This window comes from Janthinobacterium sp. C22, assembly GCF_057919405.1.
The window spans coordinates 4,504,729-4,528,571 of sequence record NZ_CP193659.1 but is presented as its reverse complement, the minus strand read 5'-3'; the positions used below and the strand labels follow the sequence as shown (position 1 = coordinate 4,528,571).

General features: G+C 56.0%; 16 protein-coding genes and 2 pseudogenes. 14 read left to right on the top strand and 4 right to left on the bottom strand.

The features are described from left to right. Positions 1 to 41: 41 nt before the first annotated feature. From trbC to ACRHIG_RS21080, 14 genes and pseudogenes are all read left to right on the top strand, one after another. Positions 42 to 755, top strand: coding sequence for a type-F conjugative transfer system pilin assembly protein TrbC (gene trbC, locus ACRHIG_RS21145; RefSeq protein WP_489627801.1), 714 nt, complete (start codon positions 42 to 44; stop codon positions 753 to 755). A 2-nt stretch (positions 756 to 757) separates the two neighbouring features. Continuing rightward, the gene (gene traN / locus ACRHIG_RS21140) at positions 758 to 1,963 is read left to right on the top strand and encodes a conjugal transfer protein TraN (protein WP_489627800.1); all 1,206 of its coding nucleotides are present in this window, start codon (positions 758 to 760) and stop codon (positions 1,961 to 1,963) included. Between the two features lie 100 nt (positions 1,964 to 2,063). After that, positions 2,064 to 2,477 carry a hypothetical protein gene (locus tag ACRHIG_RS21135; protein ID WP_489627799.1) on the top strand — a complete coding sequence of 138 codons (414 nt, stop codon included), beginning with the start codon at positions 2,064 to 2,066 and terminating at the stop codon, positions 2,475 to 2,477. 143 nt (positions 2,478 to 2,620) lie between these two features. After that, a complete protein-coding gene (gene traF, locus ACRHIG_RS21130; RefSeq protein WP_489627798.1) occupies positions 2,621 to 2,929 on the top strand; it encodes a conjugal transfer protein TraF in 309 nt (102 codons plus the stop codon). A gap of 10 nt (positions 2,930 to 2,939) precedes the next feature. Beyond that, entirely contained in the window at positions 2,940 to 3,329 is a 390-nt protein-coding gene (traF, locus tag ACRHIG_RS21125) for a conjugal transfer protein TraF (RefSeq protein WP_489630853.1), read from the top strand. A gap of 10 nt (positions 3,330 to 3,339) precedes the next feature. After that, positions 3,340 to 4,761 carry a conjugal transfer protein TraH gene (locus tag ACRHIG_RS21120; protein WP_489627797.1) on the top strand — a complete coding sequence of 474 codons (1,422 nt, stop codon included), beginning with the start codon at positions 3,340 to 3,342 and terminating at the stop codon, positions 4,759 to 4,761. A 37-nt stretch (positions 4,762 to 4,798) separates the two neighbouring features. Further along, on the top strand, positions 4,799 to 7,663 hold the full coding sequence (locus tag ACRHIG_RS21115; RefSeq protein ID WP_489627796.1) for a conjugal transfer protein TraG N-terminal domain-containing protein: 2,865 nt from the start codon (positions 4,799 to 4,801) through the stop codon (positions 7,661 to 7,663). Positions 7,664 to 8,112: 449 nt separating this feature from the next. After that, entirely contained in the window at positions 8,113 to 8,637 is a 525-nt protein-coding gene (locus ACRHIG_RS21110; RefSeq protein WP_489627795.1) for a hypothetical protein, read from the top strand. A gap of 82 nt (positions 8,638 to 8,719) precedes the next feature. After that, a complete protein-coding gene (locus ACRHIG_RS21105) occupies positions 8,720 to 9,718 on the top strand; it encodes a S49 family peptidase (protein ID WP_489627794.1) in 999 nt (332 codons plus the stop codon). A 122-nt stretch (positions 9,719 to 9,840) separates the two neighbouring features. Beyond that, positions 9,841 to 11,081, top strand: a pseudogene (locus ACRHIG_RS21100) (RNA-guided endonuclease InsQ/TnpB family protein). Between the two features lie 17 nt (positions 11,082 to 11,098). After that, positions 11,099 to 11,332 (top strand): annotated as a pseudogene (locus ACRHIG_RS21095) (RNA-guided endonuclease InsQ/TnpB family protein); the annotation flags it as partial. A 409-nt stretch (positions 11,333 to 11,741) separates the two neighbouring features. After that, complete coding sequence (locus tag ACRHIG_RS21090; protein ID WP_489627793.1) at positions 11,742 to 15,980, top strand: hypothetical protein; 4,239 nt, start codon at positions 11,742 to 11,744, stop codon at positions 15,978 to 15,980. Beyond that, on the top strand, positions 15,956 to 17,824 hold the full coding sequence (locus ACRHIG_RS21085) for a hypothetical protein (protein WP_489627792.1): 1,869 nt from the start codon (positions 15,956 to 15,958) through the stop codon (positions 17,822 to 17,824). Before ACRHIG_RS21090 ends, ACRHIG_RS21085 begins: the two co-directional genes overlap by 25 nt. Continuing rightward, entirely contained in the window at positions 17,824 to 18,921 is a 1,098-nt protein-coding gene (locus ACRHIG_RS21080; protein ID WP_092715432.1) for a hypothetical protein, read from the top strand. Before ACRHIG_RS21085 ends, ACRHIG_RS21080 begins: the two co-directional genes overlap by 1 nt. A gap of 109 nt (positions 18,922 to 19,030) precedes the next feature. Here the strand turns inward: ACRHIG_RS21080 and ACRHIG_RS21075 are convergent, their stop codons facing one another. The 4 genes from ACRHIG_RS21075 to mblB form a co-directional block, all read right to left on the bottom strand. After that, positions 19,031 to 19,666, bottom strand: coding sequence for a hypothetical protein (locus ACRHIG_RS21075; protein ID WP_489627791.1), 636 nt, complete (start codon positions 19,664 to 19,666; stop codon positions 19,031 to 19,033). Then, positions 19,663 to 20,235 carry a patatin-like phospholipase family protein gene (locus tag ACRHIG_RS21070; RefSeq protein ID WP_489627790.1) on the bottom strand — a complete coding sequence of 191 codons (573 nt, stop codon included), beginning with the start codon at positions 20,233 to 20,235 and terminating at the stop codon, positions 19,663 to 19,665. Before ACRHIG_RS21070 ends, ACRHIG_RS21075 begins: the two co-directional genes overlap by 4 nt. Continuing rightward, on the bottom strand, positions 20,228 to 22,459 hold the full coding sequence (gene cap2-3, locus ACRHIG_RS21065) for an anti-phage 6A-MBL system cap2_3 protein (RefSeq protein WP_489627789.1): 2,232 nt from the start codon (positions 22,457 to 22,459) through the stop codon (positions 20,228 to 20,230). The genes ACRHIG_RS21070 and cap2-3 overlap by 8 nt, the downstream gene beginning before the upstream one ends. Before the next feature lie 81 nt (positions 22,460 to 22,540). Continuing rightward, a complete protein-coding gene (gene mblB / locus ACRHIG_RS21060; RefSeq protein ID WP_489627788.1) occupies positions 22,541 to 23,797 on the bottom strand; it encodes an anti-phage 6A-MBL system MBL-fold protein in 1,257 nt (418 codons plus the stop codon). Between the last annotated feature and the right edge of the window lie 46 nt (positions 23,798 to 23,843).

The following is a 23,843-nucleotide window of genomic DNA, read 5'->3' as shown; positions in this document are numbered from 1 at the left end:
AAGTGCCCTCTGCGGGCGCCAGGCCTGCTGCACTGCGTACCATGGCAGGGCTAAGTTCTCTGTTCCTGGCCCAGGCCGTGGCGGCGCAGGCGATACCAACGATCACCGACGCGGACATCGAACGCGCCAAAAAGCTGCAGCCGGTCATCACCGAGCAGGATATCGCCCGCGCGGTACGGGCCAATCCCATGCCGCAAGACCCGCCGCCAGGGCCAACTCCCACTACGCCACGGATGCGGATCGACGCCTTGCCGCAGCCTCGCCCAACGCCACCCGTCGATCTGGGCGCCATTGCCAAAGGCTATGAAGCGGTATCCAATCCAATCGCGCTCTCCGCGTTGAATGGCGACAGGCTGCTGGTCTTTGTGACCTTCGCCATGCCGGAAGCCGCGCTGAATAAACTGGCGATGCAAGCGGCGCAGCTGCAGGCGACCCTGTTACTACGGGGCCTGGACGACGGATCACTGGTCAAAACCGTGGTGCATGTCCAAAAAATCATGGGCGAGCGCAAGGTGGCATGGCAAATCGATCCGCAGGCATTTGACCGTTTTATCGTACGCCAGGCGCCGACCTTCGTTTTACTGCGGGCCGGTGCACCCGCCCAGGCCTGCGGGGCAGGTAGTTGTTTCGCGCCGGATGCTTATGTTCGCGTCGCCGGCGACGTCTCGCTTGAGTACGCGCTCAAAACCATCCAGCAACGCGCACCGCGCTTCGCCGACAGCGCCGGCCGCTTCCTGGAGAAGATGAGGAAATAGCCATGCGCCGTTTGATCGCCTTGACGACCGCCTGCTGCTTGAGCAGCATGCAGCCTGCCATTGTCCTGGCGCAAGTCAACCAGGATCTGGCCGCCGCCACGGCTGCCAACCAGGCGGCCCGGGCCAGCGTCACCACCCAGAGCGCCACTGCCCACGTGCCCGGCTATACGCTCACGCCTCCCGAAACCGTCTACCACGGCAAGAGTAACCTCAAAAGCGATGCCAATACCCACCTGGCGGCCTGCGCCCTGACGCCCGGCGACCCGGCCTGCGCGGCGCAAGTGGGTGCCCTGAACTCGGCCAATACGCCGCGCCCGCCCGTGCTGGCCACCGATCCGGCTATCGCCGCCGCGCAAGCCATCGCCCGCGATCCCCTGAGTGCCGAGACGGCGCTGGCCGCGTACACCACCGGCTGTCCCGCCGGCGCCACCTGCGCACCCAAGACATTCTGTCTTGGCACGCAATGCTTCAATACTAGCTATACGAATGACGTCGACTTTGCACAGGTCATGACTTACATGGAGGCAGTGCGCGAGGCCGGCGTCTATCTCGATCCGAAGACCATGACTTTGTTTAACGGCGAGGGTAATACCTGCCGCAACCGGCTCCTCAAAAACTGCTGCTATACCGATGGCGCCGGGGCCCACTTTACTAACCAGTCCCTGTTTGGCATCGGCTCGCGCCTGGTATTCGACATCCTGATGAACAGTGGCAACCGCGAGTTCATCACGCAAGGCGCCAAGGCATTGCTGACCAGTGGCGGTTTTAGCGGCAGTTACACGACCTTCGGCGTGACGGTGGCCGTCAATGGCACGGCGCTGCCGGCAGGTTCCATCACGCTGGCCACCACCGAACACCTGGCGATCGCGTTCAATCCCTGGAGCCTGGCGATGACTGCGGTGATGTACATCGCGGTCTCGATGATGTCTTGCAACGCTGGCGAGGGCAAGCTGGCGATGAAGGAGGGCGCCCAGCTATGTCACACGATTGGTACCTGGTGCAGCTCCTGCATCCGGGTATTAGGGAAATGCGTGTCGTGCATCGAGCACACGACCTCCAAATGCTGTTTTAACTCGCGCCTGTCCAGGATGATCAACGAACAGGGGAGGGCGCAGCTCGGCATGGGCTGGGGAGCACCAAAAATCCTGCCTGTTCCGGCTTTAGCGTGGATCAATTGCAAAGCATCGACTTTGCCAAGCTCGATCTGACCGAGTTCTATGCCTCGATCGTGCCCACGCTGCCCAACGTGGCGGCAGTCAAGGATGCTGCCGCCCAGCGTGCGCCAGCCTGTTATCTGGGGAGAGGGAAATGTTGAATCGAACCACGACGTACAAAGTTTCTCTTGCCCTTTGCTCCGCCATGCTCGGCGCCGCAGCCAGTGCGGCCCCGGAAGCCGCGCCACGCGTGGCGGTGAACGATCCGAAAGTACTGATGTTGGCGGCCATCGATGCACCAGACGGCCGTGCAGCCGGCATGCTGACGGGAGACCTGGCGGACGCGATCACCAAGCGCTTTTCTGCCTCCTCTGCGATCTTCATGGAGGTCACGACACTGGTCCGCTACGCCCAGGACGGTTGCCGCCGGCTCAACGTCCGCTTTTGGCAGGAAGGCGTCAGGCTCGCACCGGGGCAGGCACCAAATAGGCAAACGATCGATATCGGCATCAATTACTGCCGCAATGGCCAGCCGCCCGCCAATCTGCGCCTGGAGAAATCGCCATGAGAAGGTACCAATACTGTCTGGCAGTGCTGCTCGCATGCGGAGCCGTACACGCCCAGGTTCCCGCCAGTGTCCCTGCACAAGGCCACGCGGCTGGCGCGCAGGCCGCTGTGCGGCGCGGCTGGCATTTTTATGACGACCCGGCAATGCACGAACCGCAGAAGGAAGTAGTACCGCCTGCGCCAGTCTCGCTACCAAAACCCACCACGCCGCAGCCACCGCCTGAAGTCAAGGCGCTGCGCGATTTACAGGTGCAGCTGGAACAGGTGAAGGCCGTCGCCGTCATGAACCCGACTGTCGCCAATGTGCGCCGCTACATGGAGCTCGAATCGAAGATCGTCAGGAATGCCTCGCTGTTCGCCGACCTGTCGCAGAAAGTGGCGTGGGCCAATCCGGACCTGGACCCCCACCACGCAGGGCCGCCCCGTCAATGCCCAGGCGCTGGAGGTATTTGAACAGGTGCAGATGCAGGAGAGATATTCCGCCCTCGCCAACATCGGGAGCGACCACATTCTGATGTTCTTCTTCCGTGGCGATTGCCCTTACTGCCATGCCTATGGGCCGGTATTGCGGGCGTTTTCCACGAAATACCGTATCCAGGTGCTGCCGGTCAGCCTGGATGGCGGCGCGGTGCCGGGTTTTACCAATGCCCGCACCGACAACGGTACCGCCGCCACGCTCAACGTCAAGCAAGTGCCGGCGCTGTTCCTTGCTCAGCCCATCACCGGCAAGATCATGCCGGTCGGTTTTGGTGTGCTGTCGGAAGGCCAGCTGGTGGAACGGATCGACGCCTTGCGGCCGCGCGCCGTTGAGACCGTCGAAACACTTTTTGGAAAAACACTTTCATCTCGTTAAGGAGCTCATCATGCCTATGCGCAAACTCATCATCGCACTATCCCTGTCGACCAGTACCCTGTACACCCATCCGGCCTTGGCAGGTGACTTGAATGCCGAAGTCAACAAGATGTTCAACGACCTCGGCGCCATCGGCAACTACTCGGCGCCGGGTGCCTTCCGCGGCCAGGTCTACAACACCTACAGTGGCGGCAGCCTGATGCTGCGCGCGCCGAACAAGACCTATCAACTCATGGCCATCGACTACCCGACGGCCAAAGCCGGGTGCGGTGGCATCGATCTTTTCGGCGGCTCGTTCTCCTACATTTCGGCTGCAGAATTCAAGAATATGCTCAAGAACGTCACCTCCGCGCTGCCAGGCGTAGCGTTTCAGCTCGCGCTCGAATCGGTGTCCCCGATGCTCGGCGGTATCACCAAGTGGACCAAAAACCTCGAGTCCATGATGACGAATGCACAAATCAATTCCTGCAACACCGCCAAATCCCTGGTCTCGTCGGCCGCTGAGGCCACGGGGTTCAGTTCCAGCAAGGCCTGCGAGGACATCGCCGTCTCGCTGGGCCTCGAATCGGACTATGCCGCCGCAGCCGTTCGCTGCAAGTCCGACAAGGGCTCCATTCTGGATGCCGCGCGTAAATCCTCCGATCCCCTCGTCAAAAACAAGGCGCCGTTCGTCGGCAACCTCACCTGGGAATCGCTCAAGCTCGCTGGCAACTACCTGGACGACAAAGAGCGGGAAATGGTCATGAGCATGGTCGGCACCGTTATTTTCTATCCGGAAGGACGAGACGACAACCCAATTGCTCCGACCTTCACTTCCATCTCCCAGCTGCTCTATGGCCAGTCGGACGCTGGCGGCGGGAACGTCCACCAAACAGTGTTGCGGTGCAACAATTTTACAACGTGTGACCAGGTTACCGTGGATCCCGCCTACGTCCACACGCCATTTACCGCCAAGGTTGAAAAACTGATGCGTTCTATCGCTTACAAAATCGAGACGCGCACACCGATTCCCAACATGTCGCCGGAGGTCGGTTTTGTGAACCAGACCAGTGAGCCTGTCTACCGCATGCTGTCGATCGGCGCATCGTTTCCTTCTGCCACAGCCAATGAGCAGCTGATTGCCACCTATCGGGATGTGATTGCCGCGGATTACGCCTACATGTTTCTCGAGAAGAACCTCAGGTTGGGTATGGGGGCGCTCGAAAAGGATTTCACGTTAAACGCCCAACAAAAGATAAGAGCGCAAGAAATCCGGCTGCGTGCCAAAGACATGCTGGCCCAGCTGTCCCGCGAAAAGGCCCTCGTCTACCAGAAAGTAGGCTCTATCACGGTGGTGTCCAACCACCTGGAACAACTGTCACGGCAAATGCGCGCCAATATGCCGCAGCAGGTACTCGATCTGCTGGGACGCCAGGCCGCCTATCTGCGTTGATAAAAAGTAGAGAAGTAAAAGAAGGAGGTAAATAGTCATGTGGGAAATTTTCGCTTACCAGAACTCGGACAGTTTGTACGGGCTGATGAATGCAGTGGCCGCCATGGTCGGCGCCAACACCTACCGAAATGCTCTCGGCATCGTCGCCGTGTGCGGCTTCGTGGCCGCACTGGTAGGCTATGCCTTCGCCCCGGAAAAGATGGTGGGCTGGAAGTGGCTCGCCTCGGTCGTCCTGGTATTTTCAGTACTCGTAGTGCCAAAGGTCACTGTCGGTATTGTCGACAAGACGGGAGGTTCGGCCGAAGTATTCGTCGACAACGTCCCGTTCGGCCTGGCGGTGCTCGCTTCGCTGACCAGTACGGTCGGCAATAGTCTGACGGAACTCGAAGAAACAGCCATGCAGGTGATTCCGGGGCCCGCCGGCATGCCGGATAAGCTGAGCTATCAGAACAATGGACTCATGTTCGGCAGCCGGCTGGTGCGCGAAACGTCCAAGGTCGTGTTTCAAAGTCCGTACTTCAGGAACGATCTGATTAATTTTCTGCACCAGTGCACGATGTTCGATCTGGCCTCTGGCTACCTGTCACCGGAAGCATTTGCGACCTCTGGTGACGTTTGGGCGCTCATGGGGGATCCCAATCCTGCCAGGTTTACCGGCGTCACGAATGCGGCCGGTACCTCGGAAGTGCTCACCTGTCCTCAGGCATATACAAAGCTATCGGCGAAAATGCCGGCCGAAGTTCAGCGCATTCAGGGCACACTGGCATTCCGCATGAATCCGACGCTACCCGGACCGGTCGCAGCGGCGCTGATCGCGGACCAGATACAGCAAGCCTATCTGAAAGCAAAAATTGCAGACGCCTCGGCCACCGCTGCTGATATCATCCGCCAAAACGCACTCATCAATGCTGTGAACGACACCAGCCTTCTGGCTAGCCAAAAGGACAACGATCCGGCCACGATGCTGCTGGCTGTCGGCCGCGCGCAAGCGGTGGTTCAGACCAATGCGGCGTGGATCAATGCTGGAAAAATAGCTGAACAAGCACTGCCCGTCATCCGCAACGTGGTCGAAGTGGTGGCGTACGCCATGTTCCCGCTGCTGATCCTGCTCCTTATGCTGGCTAACGGCAAAGATACCGTGGCTGGCTTCAAGAACTATGCGTCTGTGCTTATTTGGATCCAGCTTTGGCCGCCGTTGTATGCCATCCTCAACTACGCTGCGACCATGTATGCAATGCGCGATTTGGCCGCCGCGGCCAGCGTAGGCAACGGGGTCAACGCCCTGTCGCTGACTACTTCCTCGACCATTTTTTCCAGCGCCATTTCTGGCGAAGCCGTCGTCGGCTATATGACCATCAGCATTCCCTTCATTGCCTGGGCTGCCCTCAAGCGCATGGAGAACTTCGGCACCGCGCTCGTCGATGGCATGCGCCTGTTGCAAGGCAATGTGACCACTGCCACCAATTCGGCGGCAACAGGCAACGTATCTATGGGAAATGTCGCCATGGACCAGATGACCTTGGCGCCTGTCCGCTCGTCACCGTTCTTCAGAAGTCGGCAAAATGATTTTTCAGGGAACACGTATACAGGTGGTGAACTGTCTGGAATCACGGCAGGAAAAGCATTTGCCAATGAGGGGCCTGTTTCGAAGATCGTCGACGCCAAGATTACGCAACAGCACGTTGCAGCCGCTAGGAAGTCCGCTAGCGCGGCAAAGTCTGAGGCCATCGCAGCCACCAATGATAAAGCCGCAGTCCTGTCGGACGCGCTAACACATTCGCAAGGAACCTCTGGTATTCAAAACGCGTCTAAAGGTACAAACAGGGCTAGTACAGAAGGTTTTGGACAACGTACGAACGAGCTCCGCCAAGTGGCCGAGAATGTGGCCAAAGCAACTGGGGCCACCGAGCAGCAAGTAGCAACCGTCGCATTTGGCGGCGCTGTTGAGTTTAAGCCCGGCATACCTGGAGTCGGAAGCGTCGGTATATCTGCTCGTGGTGCCAAGGATTACGTCGCATCGATTGACCAACAACTAAAAGAGATCAAAAACAAACTAAGTAGTGAAGAAGTAACAAAATTTAAGGAATGGGGAGAAATGCTTGCCAAAAATACTAGCTTATTGAATTCGGTAATATCGGACCATAGAAATGGGCAAGAGATCGCTGCAAGATTGACAAATTCTGTTTCTAGATCTGAAAGAGCGGATGCAACGCTTCGAGAACAAGAAGAATATTCAAGAACTGTCTCCGGGGCATTTGAACGCGGTGAATTAATGAGCATCGATCTTGCAAAAAATCCTAAAAACATCGACTTGTTTGAAGCGCTACTCTCACATGGCGAGAGTAGCGCTTCCGCTCAAATACTATTTGATTCGCATTTAGGTAGTATCGCGAAGTCACCGATTATTCCTAGCGCAAAATCTAATCTTCCGAATTCATTTAAAGCTGTTCGAGAAATTTATCATCGTGATAAATCCGACCTGTCTTTGAATCAGGATTTAATAAAAATTCACAAAAACAACAAATTAAAGGTGAATCAAAAACCTTCCGGGAAAATAGGGGGCAGCGGGGAGGTTGCCGATGCAAGCGGCACAAGCTTACAGCGAGAAGGAAAAAGCTGGGTTGAAAAGGAACAAGTGAGAATCAAAGAATCCCCATCGCCATTGCAGAAGGAAATTTCTAACAAATACGACGCTTTAGACCGAGAAGTAAATCAATCAAAGAAGGATTTTTACAAATCTACAGGCATTAAAGAAAACCCATCAGGACACATTGCAACAGATAAATCTCTTTTTGGAAATGCAAATGAACAAGTTACTGAAGATCCCGATGTCGTTGCCAAAAATTTCCAATATCTAAAAAGAAAGGCGAAAGATAATTTGAATAAATTATTAAATAAATAGACGCACATTAATTCTCCCTAGATAACCATCTAGCATCTAAACTTGAATTGCCATGCTCATCGATTCTGTATGACGGATTTTTTATGAGATTTCCATCATAAAAATCGGTATCGTATCGATGAGCATGAGAGTGCAATGTGGTTTCCCCACTGCATTTGTGAAATTTCGTAATTATATAATGTACAAGGTAAATCAATTCATATAGCATTACAATAAAAATGAAACCAATTATCGAAAAAATGGCTGTTACCGTTGTAGATTCGCCATATCCAAGAACGCCACCGAAGATCGATCCGACGATTCCACACATCAATACTTTCTTTAAATGAATCATGAACTTCCTCCACGAACAGGTGACCAAGAAAGGAAATAATAGTGATATTTTTTCTTTTTTCAAGTATGTAAATATAAATTCAGACTGAATAACTTTACGGAAGGACATTAAAATCATGTATGGCTGGAAATTTTTATCAATTATGATTTTCCTTTCTTTAAGTCTTTTTTCAACTTCGTCGCATGCTGTAGCCTTCGCAAAAAAACCGACGGATGACTCGGTCTGCGATTTAGCGCCGAAGACCACGAGTCGGTTAGGGCAAAGGACCTTCGTTGCAGCCGGCACGCGCGATGAGAGCGAAATTTATGCTCGGCTCGCCCTTCGCTTCGTCACAAAGGCGTGTACAAATGGCCAGGTTTTGCTTTTGCACTCCGAGGATGGAACAGAATTCGACGAGCAATATTTTCGCGCCGTTACAGCTCAGCTATGTAGCGCCTCTGCGGTAAAACGAGAATCTGCCGCTACTCAAGAACGCCCACATGCTTTCATGCTGGAATGCCCGATCTCGAAGATCAAAGAAGCCACCGCAGCATTAGCCGAAGTGGAAAAAGCAAAACCGACGGAAGCCATGATCGCGGACGGTGCGCCGATGCGAAGTGCACAGCCAAACCGGAGAGAAGAAGAAAAAAACATGCGGTGACAAGATGACCTGGGAAACTGTCGTACTGGGTTGGGGGGCAGTTGTCGCTAACTTCTCGCGCCTAGCCCCCCAAGGAAACGCCATGGAAAACAAAGACCATAAGAGTCAAGCTGAACTGCAGGCCGCAAATCTCGCACTACTGATGTTGGCCGAGATACGTGAACAACGGGCGGGATTCAGGGAAGAACGCCTGGCGCTTGAACGGGATCGAAAATTTGCGCGCCGCCTCACCTTGACGCTGAAGTCGTTGCTCGTTCTCATGCCACTCTTGCTCGGCTTGTACTTTTTCATGCAAATGTTGCAGTTTAAAATAGGTCCCTTCAGTCCGGTCATAGGCATTGTGCACATCGAAGGCGAGATCGCTGCAACCTCACTCGCGTCCGCAGACAAGATCGTGCCGGCCTTGAAGCGCGCGTTTGAGTCCAGCAACGTTACGCAGATAGTTCTGGCGATAGATAGTCCCGGTGGTGCGCCGGTCGAGGCCGAGCGTATCGGAAACGCGATTCACTCTTTCAGGAAAAAGCACCCGAAACCGGTAGTGGCGGCGATCAGCAACGTCGGCGCATCTGCTGCCTACATGATTGCCTTGCACGCCGACAAGATCATCGCCGGGAAATACAGTCTGGTGGGATCGATCGGCGCCATCATCGCGCCATGGCAACTGTCGCGTGCGCTGGACCGCCTGGAGATCTCGCAGCAGGTATATGCATCCGGTCACCTGAAGGCATTCTTGAATCCGTTCACACCACCTAGCCAGGACGCGCAAGCCAAGGCGCAAGATTTGGTGGACAGGGTCGGGCGCACATTTTTGCGCGAACTAGAGGAACGGCGCGGCCGCGTCCTGCGGCACGACGTCGACTACGCCAGCGGGGAAATTTGGAGCGGGCTAGAGGCAAAGGAAATTGGCCTGATCGATGCCATCGGCACGGTGGATGACTTCGTGGATGCTCAAAAGGAGGGGACTGCATTCAACTTTGGACCACACCCTGGCGGATTTGGCCAAATGGGTGCCCTGATCTCAACCTCGCTCATTTCTTCGCTCGACGACATCATCGCGAGGCAGAGGTTTCAGCTCAGGTAGAGGAGGGAGAGCGGAGGTGCAATTCAGTACGGTATGCAATCCATGTCAAGCAAAAATACGGCGCAAATTGGTTAGCTTTCTTGTGGCCGATACTGCCTTTGCAGGAGTACGCTTGAAAAATCATGGAAAGATATCAAGCCTACAGGTTCGAGTTGAGACCAACCGGCGAACAGGAGCGCGCCATGCGGCGCTTCGCCGGCTCGTGCCGGTTCGTGTACAACAAAGCCTTAGCTCTGCAAAAGAAAATCACGCAGCTGGCAACAAATTCATCGGCTACGTGGCCATGGCGAAGCACTTGACCAGGTGGCGCAATGGTACGCAAACGCCGTGGCTGAAAGCCGCGCCATGCCATGTATTGCAACAAGCTTTGAAAGACCTGGATAGAGCATATAAGAATTTCTTCGAGAAACGGGCCAACTTCCCCAGATTCAAGCGCAAAGGTAGCAGGGATTCCTTTCGTTATCCAGATCCAAAGGAGTTTAAGCTCGACCAGGAAAATGATCGCATCTGTCTATCCAAGATGGGGTGGCTGCGTTACCGCAACAGCCGCGAGGTTCTCGGCGAGTTGCGTTATGTTACCGTCAGCCGCTCGTGCGGCAGGTGGTTCGTATCGATCATGGCCCGCCGCGAGGTCGAATGTCCCGTGCCCACGGCGGCGATGGCGATCGGCATCGACGTTGGCATCGCCCGCTTTGCCACCCTGAGCGACGGCAGCTTCATCGCGCCGCTCAACAGCTTCAAGAAACACCAGCAGCGCCTGGCACGCTACCAGCGCCGCATGAGTCGAAAGGTCAAATTTAGTTCCAACTGGAAAAAGGCGAAAACGCGCGTCCAGAAAATTCACACCCGCATCGCCAATGCCCGGAGAGACTTCCTGCAAAAAACTACCACGACAATTTGCCGAAATCACGCGCTCGTCTGCATTGAGGATTTGCAGGTACGGAATATGTCCAAATCGTCAAAGGGATCGGTTGCACAGCCAGGCAAGAGGGTGCGTCAGAAAGCCACGCTAAACCGCGCCATTCTCGACCAGGGATGGGGCGAGTTTAGACGGCAGCTGAACTACAAGATGCAATGGAGTGGCGGCATGCTGCTTGCCGTGCCGCCGCACCACACTAGCCAGACGTGCCCGACTTGCCGGCACGTATCAAAAGACAATCGGCAGACCCAGGCGAAATTCCTATGCGTCAATTGCGGCTACGCAAATCACGCCGATGTAGTTGGAGCCGCAAATGTTTTAGAGCGGGGGCAACGCTTGTTAGCCTGTGGAGAGATGGCGCAGTCAGGCCGCTCGAAGAAGCAGGAACCCATCGAAGCGCTTCGCAACTCATCGCGCCGCGCCGTAGAAATCCCCGTCCTTTAGGCGGGGAGGATGTCAATAGCCAACATCACGCGCTTGTTTGCATTGAGGATTTGCAGGTACGGAATATGTCCAAATCGCCGAAGGGATCGGTTTCACAGCCAGGCAAGAAGGTGCGCCAGAATTCGGGGCTGAACCGTGCGATCCTTGATCAGGGCTGGGACGAATTCAGGCGGCAACTCTCCTACATGGTGGAATGGGACGGTGGCACGTTACTGGCCACGCCACCGTACCACACCGGCCAGACGTGTCCGGCTTAGGGGGCGACGGGACGGGAACGGCGCGTACGTCACCGCTTCAACAACAATCTGCTCGCGATCCTACAAAAGCCTCATTTCAAGCGATTTGTGAGTGTCTAGTGAATTCGTGGTAATTCGCATGGAATTTATCAACCACGCCCTCGGCATGCTTATATAACTTTTAGTTTTGTGAGAATCTGTGTATTTTTCACCCGAGCAAAATGATATTCTTTGTAGGAACTATCTGACACAACACTGGGTTTGCTGGGTATTCGCACGCGAGTATGGCTAGGCCTATTTCAACAATTTATTGGCTCAAAGTTAAATGCAAGTTGACAAAGGTCTGTACATACACTCGTCGGTAATAGGGCTTCCAAAGTCACTGCTTGAAGTTGAGGGCGGCACGGTCACTGTTATCACCCTCATGCAACGCAAGGCAGGGCTGAATCGTGACCGCAAGCGCGAAATACAGTCTGAACCAAAAGTTTCTTCATTGGCTGATCAGGGCATTGCCGCGTCCGTCTCGAAAACAGACAGAAATATCTTGACCGTATTCCTTAGCGCTGATCGGCGCTGGACTAGCTTTTGGTTGAGTGTGAAAAAGATCATGCGCCGGGAAAGTGTCGGGCCGAAATTGTACGCGCGTGCTATCGACGTTCAATTGTTGGATGCTTACGATCCAGAGTGGCGGGATTTCTCTTTCGAAAACGATGTTCTCTTGGAATCCTGTGCTGAGTGGAATCGCATACGCGAAGCGCTTGAGCGATTCTGGGCACGTCAGGAAAAGGAACAGATGCCGCTCGGTGTGTTCATGCTATGGCCACGCTTGAAGCTAGATTTGCAGCGCTGGCCGGAGCTAGACGCAGATCAACGGACTAGAGCCAGCCACGCAATATTCTCCCTATCGTCGATTGGATGGACGCACTGGTTCATTGATGAATCGGTGTCGATTTGTCCTGACTTGACGCACGAACTTGGCCATTTGAGGAGCGAGTCCAGATTGCGTGCAGATTCGCCGGCTGCGGCGGACGCGCACCAATCCAAGATGCTGGACGACGAAGCGGGTGCAGATTGTGCCGTGGACGAGTTGCCCCTGGACATATCATCTATGTGGGCAACGATCGGAGAGGAGCTAGCCCAGCTGCACGGGGAGTGGCAGCTTGCACCGTCGCGCATGCTGCTTGGTAGGCTAATCGGGCTAGGCAGCGATGCAGCCAGATTGTTGGATGCTGTGCCGGACCAGGAGCCTCCAAGCAGCATGCTTGAGCGTCGGCTGGACGTATTGTGTGGTCGATTAGAGGAGGCATCTAGCTGCGGCGAATTGCCTTGGCTAACCAGAGAGGACCTAAGTAGTATCATCGCCCGCTGGCATATGGCACTGACCGAGGTGCAGGAGGACGATGCAGTCCTACTGCTGGCCGACGATGCGGAATTAGCCATGGAGCGGGTTGTCATTGCGATCAATGAAATGCGATTGGCCCAAGCGGGCGTTGATAGCGCGAAACAGGCCCTTGCGGCAATTGACGCGGAATTGGCTCGGCCAGCTTCGGCTATCCGAAAGTTCGACTTGACCAATCGGCAGTTGCAGGCGAAGGAAGAACTCCTCGGAGCGGAACGCAAATACCCTGACGCGATGCTGTTTGTATTGGCGTCGGCTTCGCCGCGCGGCGAGGCTTATGATCCAAACCTCGACTATGCCGCTGAGATGGCATCGCGGTTAAGCGGTGGTATAGCACTACCGAATTCACATTTAAGTGACGTTCAAGACGCCGCCGATGCCGAGGAACTAATTCAAAGCGTCGAAGACTCGGCGAATGCTGGTCGGCACGATGAGGCCGATCATACAGCGGAAACAAGGCCCGGGGAGTATGAATCGCCAGACGTGCCACTAGCGAACACTTCAGCGCAAATTGACGGCTGCGGGCGCGACAAATTGCCGACGGATACAGAGCATACCGACAAAGGACCAGAGCGGCAGACTGAGATCGTGGAGGTAGTTGATGCGGTCGTCTCAACAGCCGAGTTGGCACGGATTGACGAAGCCGGAGGGGCTGCGTCCGACATGTATTTCAATAACACAGCCGGAGAGCAGTGCCGCCCCATCTGGTCCTTGTTGAAAATGGGAATGCCTTCGCTTGCGTATCAGTTTGCCAATGCACTGCATGTCACATCACCGAACCTCCGCGTTGCACCGCCAGCGTTGCTGCGCTCCGTGGCGCTGGCGCCTGGACTTATCGCAGGTGACGGACCATTAGCAATGTCGATTGGCGAGGCCTTCGGTGAAATCGACCAGGCATGGTTCGAGCCGGGAGACGCGCCATCGAATTGGCACACCGCGCTTAATCTGCTTCTAATCGCTGCGACCCTCAGGCCGATGATCTTAGCCCCGGCAATGGGAGCATCCGTGATTGCCAGCTACCGCCATCTGAATGGCCGTTACTCGGCGCTGCTGAGATTGGTGCGCTTGGTGGGTGAAGTGAGCGAGCCGTTGACAGGTTTCGCGATTGGCCCCACCGTACTTCGTTCGGCGGCAGATGACGCGTCGCAAAAAGCGCAACTGGCGATGCTTCAGAAAGATGCCGAAGATTGGCTACTCGAACGTGCCCCAAATAAGAAGATTCGTTACGCGCCTGCATCCAAGGTCTGGCTGCATTGGTTGAAGCCTGGGGAACCCATCCACAAACTGATTTCGCCGGTGATGCGTGGCGCCACGGAAGAGCGCAATGCTATTCGGATAGCGATCGAGGAGTTTGCGAACTACAACGCTTTCCAGGAACGTGTAACAGACACCGATAGACGTCAGTTGGGCCGCCGAGGCCAAGACATTGAAGCGGGTGCATTGGAGCACTTGTGGGTTCTTACCTGCGAGGCGGTAACGTTAGCAAAGGAATGGCTGGGCGCGGAAAGCATGCTTTCAGATGCCGGAGGGCGGTTGCGCGGCCTAGTCCGCCAGCTACAGGGAGCTTTTGATGCCCATGCCGAGCAAGCGTGTGCAGAACTGAATGAAAGCTGGGATGGCGATCAGTGGGGTCAAGTCGACGCGGCCAGCCGTGTGTTGCGCACCGAAATTCAGGCCATTGTGAACATGTTTAGGCAAAGTGACACTGGGCCATCAGCAGAGATCCAAGCCAAGGAACTGCTTACGCGCGATCTTTTGCTTGTGCCAGGTATGTTCGTCTCGCACGAGTGGGGTATCGAAGCTGACGGCGTGCAGCTGTTACATTCCTTGGAAGCTTGGATCGCTTCGCCTAGCAATGCGGCGGAAGCATTTGATGCCCACGTCGAAGCCGGAGATTTTGCCGGCGCGTTGTTATTGCTAAAAGAGTTGTCCGGCGAGGAAGACGCCAGTGTCCGCAAGCAGTCGATTGATAAGTACAGGGACGCGTGGGCGAGAGACCTTCAGCGCAAAATCCAAGAAGCTCGTCGCGCATCGGAAGTCGGTCTCGCTTACGGTTACTTGAGCGACGGCGAACGCGCAGCGTGCGAGGGTGAACTTAGCGCTGTGGAACTGAGCCAGCGCGATATTGATCGCTTCGATCAGGCCATGGCGCGAGTCGAGGCTGTAGCCAGCAAGATCGAACAGCAAAAAGCTCATCGAATCCAGGATGCCTGTGATGAGTTTGAACGTGAAAAGTCTAGTCTCTCTGACGAAGTGGCTAGGCAGGTAGCAGCACCGCTAGCACGTTCGGATATCCATACGTTCAATGAGTTGATGCAGCGGGTAAGGCAAGATATGGAGCCTTGGCCCGAGCGCGACTCGCGCAGAGACTCGTTCCGGAGGTTTTTCCCGGTGCAGCAGGCTGAATTGCTGAGTCAGCTCGCGCGACTGGAGGCATCGGAAGTGGATAAACTGATCCGCACTGGCGGTGCCGTTGGGCCGCTTTCCTTCTACCTGGAGGGGGATGAGCCGGCGCGAGTGGAAGCTGAGAGTGTCTACCGGGCATGGGCATTGTCTGTTGCCAAGCGAAGTATGTCGCGTGACAACCTGCGCAAGATACTTGATGCGCTGGGGTTCACGGCTCCATTGGTCGACCAGGTGCGGGGAGCATGGTCACTCCAGGTGACGCCTATCGTGGACCGCGAAGTGTGCCCGGTGCCCCATTTTGGCTCCCGCGCGCAGGGGCGATATCGCGTGGTCGTCCTGACTGATCGGTTGACGCCGGAGGACTTGCTTCAGCGAATCGGAGAGACCAGCCAACAGACCGCTACTATTGTGCTGGTGCTTTCGCGTAGTCCGGCACGATTCTGGCCCGAACTCGCACGCATCTCCAAGGATCGCCAGCGCTCCTTCCTTTTGCTCGACGAGTCGATCCTGCTGTTCTTGCTTGCCCAGCGCGGATCGCGCCTCGCGACTTGGTTTGACGTCGCCTTACCTTTTACTTATAGCGAGCCCTACGACGCCAGTGCCGGCTTTGTTCCACCGGAAATGTTCTATGGGCGGGTTGCTGAACTTGAAGCGGTCAAGGCCCAAGGGGGCTGCTATTTCATTTATGGCGGCCGGCAACTGGGTAAAACCGCTTTGCTTCGGCGGGCCGAAAAACCTTCCACAATCCATCGGCCGACCATTATGCGGTGTGGATCGACCTACTCGCGCAAGGGATTGGTGAACGCCGCCCCGCGATCGACATGTGGCTCTCTGTGTACGACAAGCTCCGTGAGCTGAACATCACCGGTTTGGATATGCCTCCCGTCAATCCGGCTAAGCCGACTTCCATTGATGCATTCCTCGCGTCGATCAAGAGGTTCTTGGCTATGGCACCGGCGCGACGGATCTTGCTGCTCCTCGACGAGGCTGACCATTTCTTTGAACAGGATGCCCGTTGTGGAGGCACTTACGCTGAAACCCGGCGATTGAAGCAGCTCATGGATGAGACGGATCGACGGTTCAAGGTCGTTTTCGCCGGACTGCATAATGTTCTGAGGACGGCAAGTACCTCGAACCAACCGCTGGGGCACCTTAATGAGGCCGTTCGGATCGGTCCCTTAATGGATGAGCGCGAGATTCGGGCAGCGGAGGAACTCATCACTCGGCCGATCGAAGCTGCGGGCTTTGAGTTTGATGACCGGAGCCTCGTCATGCGTGTGCTTGCCCAGACTAATTATTACCCGAGCCTGATCCAGTTGTATTGCACTCAATTGCTTAGGCATCTGCGCGAAACAAAGCTGAAACGCCGCGATGTTGCTGGCCCACGTTTTAAGATTCAAGAAACGGACATTGAATCGGTCTTCTCCGGACGTCCGCTGCGCGAGGCCATCCGCTCCAAATTCCGGCTTACCCTCCAACTGGATGCGCGCTATGAGGTGATTGCGTATGCCATTGGCCTGGAGGCACTCACCCGCGGCTATGATCATGTGAAGGGTATTGACTGGCGATCAATCTGGCAGGATTGCGCGAATTCCTGGTGGCCCGAAGGGTTTGCAACGACTTCCGAACGGGATTTCCTGGCCCTGCTGGAGGAGATGGTCCAACTCGGGGTGCTGAGCCAAGCTAAGACAGCCGAGTGCTTCAGTCTGCGTAATCCGAACGTATTGCTATTGTTGGGAAGTAAGCAGGAGATAGAGAACACCTTACAGGCAGAACGTGAGCCGCGGATCGAATTCAAGTCCACGATTTTCCGTCCAACGCTCGGCGGGCGCGTCGATAATCCTGCGCGCAATCCGCTGACCTATCGTCAGCTTGACGAAGTTGTCCAGATGCGTAGCTCGGTTTCGCTCGTGGCTGCCAGTGAGGCGTCAGGCATCGATAACCTGTTACCAGGCCTGCTAGACCAGCCTGGAATGGCAGACAGCAGGCTTTTCATACAGCTGGATGGGGCCGCAGACCAGAAGAGCTTCGCACAAGAGCTCGGCAAGGAAATTAAGAGACGTGTCACCGATGGTATTACTGTGATGCTGGTGCCACCGTCCGTGCCATGGAATACGGAATGGGTGGAAGCGGCACAGGCAAAAGTAAAGGCGCTGACGTCGCCCACTAGTTTCGTTTCGGTGGTGTTCGTCGCCGATCCTCATCGTTTGTGGGCTCTTGCAGCCACTATCGGAGAACAGGATGAGTGGTTCGAGCCGTGGTTGTCGGTGCTCCCATGGGCTCGTGGATTCGTTCGAAAATGGCTCGAGGAACTACAGTTGCCGACCGATAACGTTGATCGTCTTGAGGCCCTGACGGGTTTCTGGGGCGGTTTGCTCGAGTCTGCAGCGCGCGTGAAGACACTCGATTTTGTAAATAACTTGGAGCGAATGACTAAGCTTCTGACTGATTACGAATGGCGGCTCAACAATCGACTCCGGCTAACTGGCGGGATTGAAGAGGCCGAGGCTGTGCTGACGACGTTGCAAGGTTTGGGTGATGGCGTCAGCGAGAACGACATTGTCGAGTATGGGGGCCTGAAGAGTGATGTCGTCAAGCGCGCGCTTCGATGGGCTGAGCCACTGGGGCTGGTGGTCCGCCAGCAAGGGGCGACCTGGGCCCTGGATTCGTTCGCTAAGCGCATGTTTGGGGATGCCGCCTGATGAAGTGGTATACCTTGCCAGGCCCCGCCGGTTTTATCGATGGTGTCATGCAGCAAATGCGCGACGGCATCAGCGTTGTGGTCGCTACGCCGACCTTTGCTCAGCCGAATTTGGAGGAAGCATTCGTTGAACAGCTGAGGCATGCACATTGGTCGCCCGAAAGGGTGACGATCGACTCACCTGAGGATCCGCTCAGGTGGCTTACAGATACACTTTACCTTGAGCCGGAGCAGTGGGTTGGTTGGAATGCCGAGAAACTCTGTAGCCAGTTGAGAGCTGGCCAACTGATAGTAATTGAGGGTGTGACAGCGTTAAGTTGGGACGCTTGGCGGACGTTTCTGCGCGACTTCGAAGTTGCGAGTCGTCAGCGGGCCTCTGACGAGCGTCCAGTCTTGTTGGTTTTTGTTCGAGGTGTGCCTCAAAAGTGTCTTCAGGCTGAGGGGGCGGCATTGACTACCTGTATTTGGAGCGGAGTATTCGGTGAACTGGACACGCTGACTTACGTTGATCAGCGACTGCGGTGCATCCGCAAGCGTGCCCGCCATCACAAACTCATCGTGCGCCAAATTGCTGCGCTAGCGCTGTGGGATATTGATCTCGCTGACTATCTAATAAATCAGCCTGAACGGGATGTGTTTGATATCGAAGTTATACTGCAAGCCGCGCGCTGTGCTCTTGGCCGCGGCGATAGCACGCTGGGAAGCAATTGGGAAAATGGTGGTTTAGATCACTTCGACGGTGTTGATATGCTACATCCATTTACTTTGCTCGACGGTAATGATGGTGAGAAAGAGCTGCAGCGGCGAATGTGGACTGCGCAGGCTGCCGAATTGCTGCCGTTAATCGAAATTCGGCGAAGAGAGCTGGTCCGGAGCCTCGAGCGACATGTGTCCTGCCCGTTGTGGATTGATAGCAAACGCCAAGTTCGATCGCTCGAAGAACTTGAGATTGGCTCCTTAGCTTATGTGGCGCAGACCCGTGGCATCCGCGGCGAACCAAAGGATCGGGCCGAATGGCTCGCACGTTGCCGGAATATTCTCGCACACCTCGGCTTGCTGAGCGACGGGGACGCTTTGGATCCTAGACTTTATCAGTGATTTGCCCATGAAATCCGAGCAGAGAGTGCCGTACAATTAAGCCTCACGCTACACGACGAACAGCTGTGTGCTGAACCAGCTTAGCTTTCGCCGCCAGCATCTATCTCATTCAGGCAGCGATGGCGCTCAGTTCCGTTGCCTGGGTCGGCCAGCCCGCCAACAGCTCCAGATTCCATTTGGCCGTTTCGTAGCCATGCCGGGCGATAAGGTCGAAGCTTGGCTCCGTCAGGCGGCACAGTGTCGTACGGTACGCTGCTGCCAACCTTGCTTCAGCCTCCGATAGCCAGCTGTAGGCCTGTAGCCGTGCCGCAATCGATTCGCGGCCTGTGGCGCATCGATGGATGCTTCTACCGGCTGAAGCCCCGATACCCAGGTAGGCACCAGATTTGGGCTCCCGCTGGAGAACGTTCATTAGTGCACGAACACGCAGCGACCTAGTTTGGTCCAGAGCAATGTCGACGATACGCTCAAAACGAAATGGATTTAGCGGGTGCAGGATCGACTTTCGTCCTAGCGCTGCGCCGGCATCGGACACGAGTAGGAACTTTGCCTGCCGGTCCAACGTCTCGTCCTGCTTGATTGTCTGGCTGCCAATGTCAAATAGCGGTTCGATGCCGAGGTTGTCGTACAATCCGCCGTCATACAGATGCAGCCGTTTGAAAGGCGGTGCGAACGGTACCGCACTTTCCTGCCCTTGCCCCCATTCACCGGGACGCTTCCTCCATTGGAAATCTTTGGTTTTCACCGAAAGCGGTCCAATGCCCCCGGGAACGCGGCTGAAATGGCCATGGCCTTGGCTAGGCTAAAATTTTCGACACTGGCGTAGCCAAGCTCATAATCACCCATCGTCATGCGCTTGAACCTGAATCGGCGTCCTGTTTCGGCGGTCGTACAGTTGATAGACCAGGACGGTGCATTGTCGATCGTAGCGAGGCCTCCACTCACGCCCCAAGTCGCTTCGATCGCCTGCGCGAGGACATTTGCCCGTGATAGGAGGAAGCGCCAGTTGAGCGGGTTGATGATCAGGCGGCGCAGGGCCGACCGTTGCAGGGATTTTGTGGTTAGAATTTGCCGGAAGCGAGGGAGTACCTTAGAGATGTATGCTTCCGAGCTGGGCCAAGAATAGTCGCTCAGGTAGAAAACCATGCCGACAAACAGGCTCCCTCCAGATACGGACGAGATGTGCACGACGTCCCCCAGTCGTCCCTGCTCGGCCAAGTAACGCATCACGCCGGAGTGAAACGCCGCCGCCCGCACACCGCCTCCCGACAGCGCCACGCTGAAAGCTCGCTGCTCTGCAGCCATTTCAGTCATGTGTGCAACCCTCCTTGATCGTAATTGATATGTCACGGTCTGCGACGATAAGCATCAGTGCGGGTACTCCGTCTAATGACAGTGTGTCCGCGAGGTAGGCGAGCAACGTCTGGTCGGCGGCGCTTGGCGTTGCCGATGCGTGCTGTGGGTGCGAATGCCACTCTCCGAGGTAGCCTACGATGTTGGCGGTTCGACCGGCCGCCTCTGCAATGGCCTCGGGTAGTCCTGTTGCCCCGCGGGTGAAGCCGGTTCTGTTGGCGTCGCTGTCTATTGGTGCCGGTAGAACGTCGACGAGGTGGATTGCGTTGCGCTTCTGGTCCACGTAACCAAGGAGCACGCCACCCGTTTCGCTCGGCAGTGACTGGTCGCGCAGGTGGCGAACTTTCCTCGCCAGTTCCTCGTCCCACACCACCCGCCATTTGCCGACTTTGCGTTCCACAGATGGGGCCACTGTAACCACATTGACGGAAACGGCGCCGCTTTCCTCGTCTACGGTCCATACCCGGATCTGCGAGTCAGGCTGAGTCGCCAGTAGTCGGACCTGTCTGGCTAGAGTTGCTCCGTGCAATTGGACGAGTTCATGGGCGAGCACGCCGGACAGATCTCGACAGCCAGCACCAACCCAGTAACTGCCCTGATGACCAGCCAAATGGGTAGCACCCCAGTCGGAATTGAGCAAGCCGCGGTAATATTGTGCTTCCAGACATGCCAGGCGCGCTGATCGTGCTTCGTCCTCGAATAGTAATACGCCACTCCGTCCTGACGGGGTTATGAAGGTAGATACCATTCGTGGCATATCGTCGCGATCGGACAGGTCGCGCGGCACTTCGAGAGTGGTCGTCGCATCGACAAACAGGTGGGCTTCGCAAACTGCGCGTTGTACGTCCGGGTTCTCATTGTCCGTGGCATTGGCGTAGACCGCCTCGGGTTTTACGCTGGATGGCCAGTTCAGTTCTCCCATCTGTGCGACAACATCAACCTTCGCCCAGCCGATGTGCAGATCCTTACCGATGTGGCGGACAAGATTATGTGGTAGCAGGATATCATCGTCGACGTAGGTCCAGCGGCCCCACGCTTCGCGGCTCCAGATTTCAGCCATGCTGCTACCTAGCGCACCTACTCCTGCGAGAATACCCCGGAAGTCTCCGGCGGCATTGTCCACGCCAGATGCTCTGTGCACATCCGAGGCACTGAAGGCGACCTTGACGTCGATCGGTTCAATTGGCAGACCGCGCCATGCTTTTGGGGACTCGTCTGCGGTAGTATCCCGTGAGAGTGAAAGGGTATTGGATACGTATGCTTTCCCGTCCCGGCCGTCGAAAAACGCACCGGTATCAAGGCCGAGTCGGCTGAGAGGGGCCCCGCGTATGACGAATCCGGAGACGTCGACTCTCTCCGGCGTTTGGCTGCCAGCTCGCGTGACGGGAATCTGTAACAGCAGCAACGTATGCTGAGCGGCCGGGTCGTGCATCGGCATGCCAGAACCTGACATCGCTTGCTTCGCGGCTTCCTGTAGGGGGGCGAGAAGCGTCGAGCCACGCGCGACCAGTTGATCGTGCAGTGCACATAAATCGGCCGGATAGCGTTCGATCCGCGTTGAGAGGGCCGGCGGAACGGCGACGACCAAGATATCCATGCCGAAGTCATCGCGGGCAGCGTGTTTCTCGGGCCGCGGGCCGAACGCCCCGCGTAACATGGTGCCCTTGTCACGTGATCGCGCGCACGCGAGGTGAAGCACCTCCGTACGCAGGGCCACTCGCTCGTTGAAGTCGGCCGGAAGCACAATTTGATACGGGGAGACAAAGTACAGGCGCTCCAGTGGTTGGTCTGTGCGATGGAGGGTGCCGACAGAGGTCTCGCGCAGCCACCACAGGATACGTTGTAGATGCTTTTCCGGGGTCCAAGTACGCTCCACCGCGCTCCAAGGCTCAAAATAGAGGCACAGTGAGGTAGGTTCGCCGTTAAAAATGCTGTTCTGGTGCGCGGTAGCCGGAAATCCGGTGCGTAGCGCCCTGACCTCATGAGGCGTCAAGAGGCCAGGCCCGTGCAACAGCAACAGGCGCTCCTTATTGTGGATGCCGATCAGGTTCCTCGAAGGCACCGTGCCGTCGCAGCAATCGACTACAATCCCGTCGATAGCCGGTTTGCTGACGTCGGATGGATTCGAGATTTTCCTCAATTCGACGACCGAGAAGGCCGGATGCCTATGGCAGGCGGCCAGCATCTGCCTGCTTTGGGCATGTGTCAGCTGCTCCGGTGCCAGGCCCGATAGCACTTGGCCGAGTGCATGGTATGAGCGGATCATTTAGCCAGCCCTCGGCGCCGGTTTGGAGATGATGATGCCTGCAGCCGACGCAGCAGCACCCACGAGCGACAGCCCCTGCGCCTCGACCTTGAACTCCAGCGGCTGTGGACGGGTAGCGTTCGGTTCCTCCATCGTTACAAGGAATTTGGCACCATTCGTCTTGTCCAGATAGCGCTGATAGCACTTCTTGGCCTGAATGTGAGGTGGCTGGATTTGCTCCCGGCCCTCTTTGGTGTCGAGGATAGGGCAGCTGGAACTGACGATGTAGCTCCCTTCTTTCCCAGCCAACAGGATATCTTCGACGTACGGTTTCGGTACCGTCTCATACGTGCCCTTCACATCGCTGAGTGCCAGATAGCTGCAGTGATGGGGGATGTTGTACAGGTCCCATGCGAGTCTGTCCATGTTGCCATGGGCCTTCGTGGTCTTGACAATGTCCTCCAGCACGCACCACTCCGAATCGCCAACTGCCAGGAAATCGTAGTGGCTCTCGCCCTGACGGAAGCGGACATTGAAGATGAGCGAGGCCGCGTTACGGAGGTCATCTCCCTCGTCCACGTGCTTGATGAAGGGTGAGTGGCAGAAGAATTCAACGCCGTCTGCGTCCAAGGAGAGGTCCGGTGCGATCTTGCCAGCATCGGTTATGAGATGACGCCGCGATTCGAGCGTCAGCCCATTATCCTCCAGCCAGCCCTTCAGCTTCTCGGGTTTCGAAAAGACGCGGATGCCCGTGCCTTGCTTCAGGCGGTAGCGCGCCTCTTGCCGCCAGATGATGAACTCCGCGGATTGTTGATCGTTGGTCGCGTTCTCAAGCACCAAGGCAGCGGGTACCCACAGTGTATCGATCTTAACCCTTCCGTCACCCTGGTATTTGGCGGCGTGCGTCAACTCGAAAAACTCAGTGCTGTTCTCGATATGGTCGGAATCGCCGTGGGTGAACGCCACCACATCGAACGAATTACGTCCCGCGTCTTTGAGCTCCTTTTTGAGGTGGGCTTTGAGGTTGATTTCTGGGCCTTCGCCCGTTTCGGTTTTTTTGCGATGGCGATAGTCCATCAGAATGCGTTTGCCGTTCTCTAAAATGATCTGGCAAGTATCGCCATTGCCGACAGGGTAGAACACAATTTTATGAGCCATGTTATTTGTTTCCTTCAGTAAACATTCACAGATGGACTCTTCGTCCTCAGTAGTTTTAGAAATTACTCGTTGCATTTTTGTTGAAAAAATCACAGCGTCTGCTTTCAGGTTGGTCTCCAAACCGTAGAAGCTGATGAAGGCAACTGTAGTTCTTTCGAAAAATTTG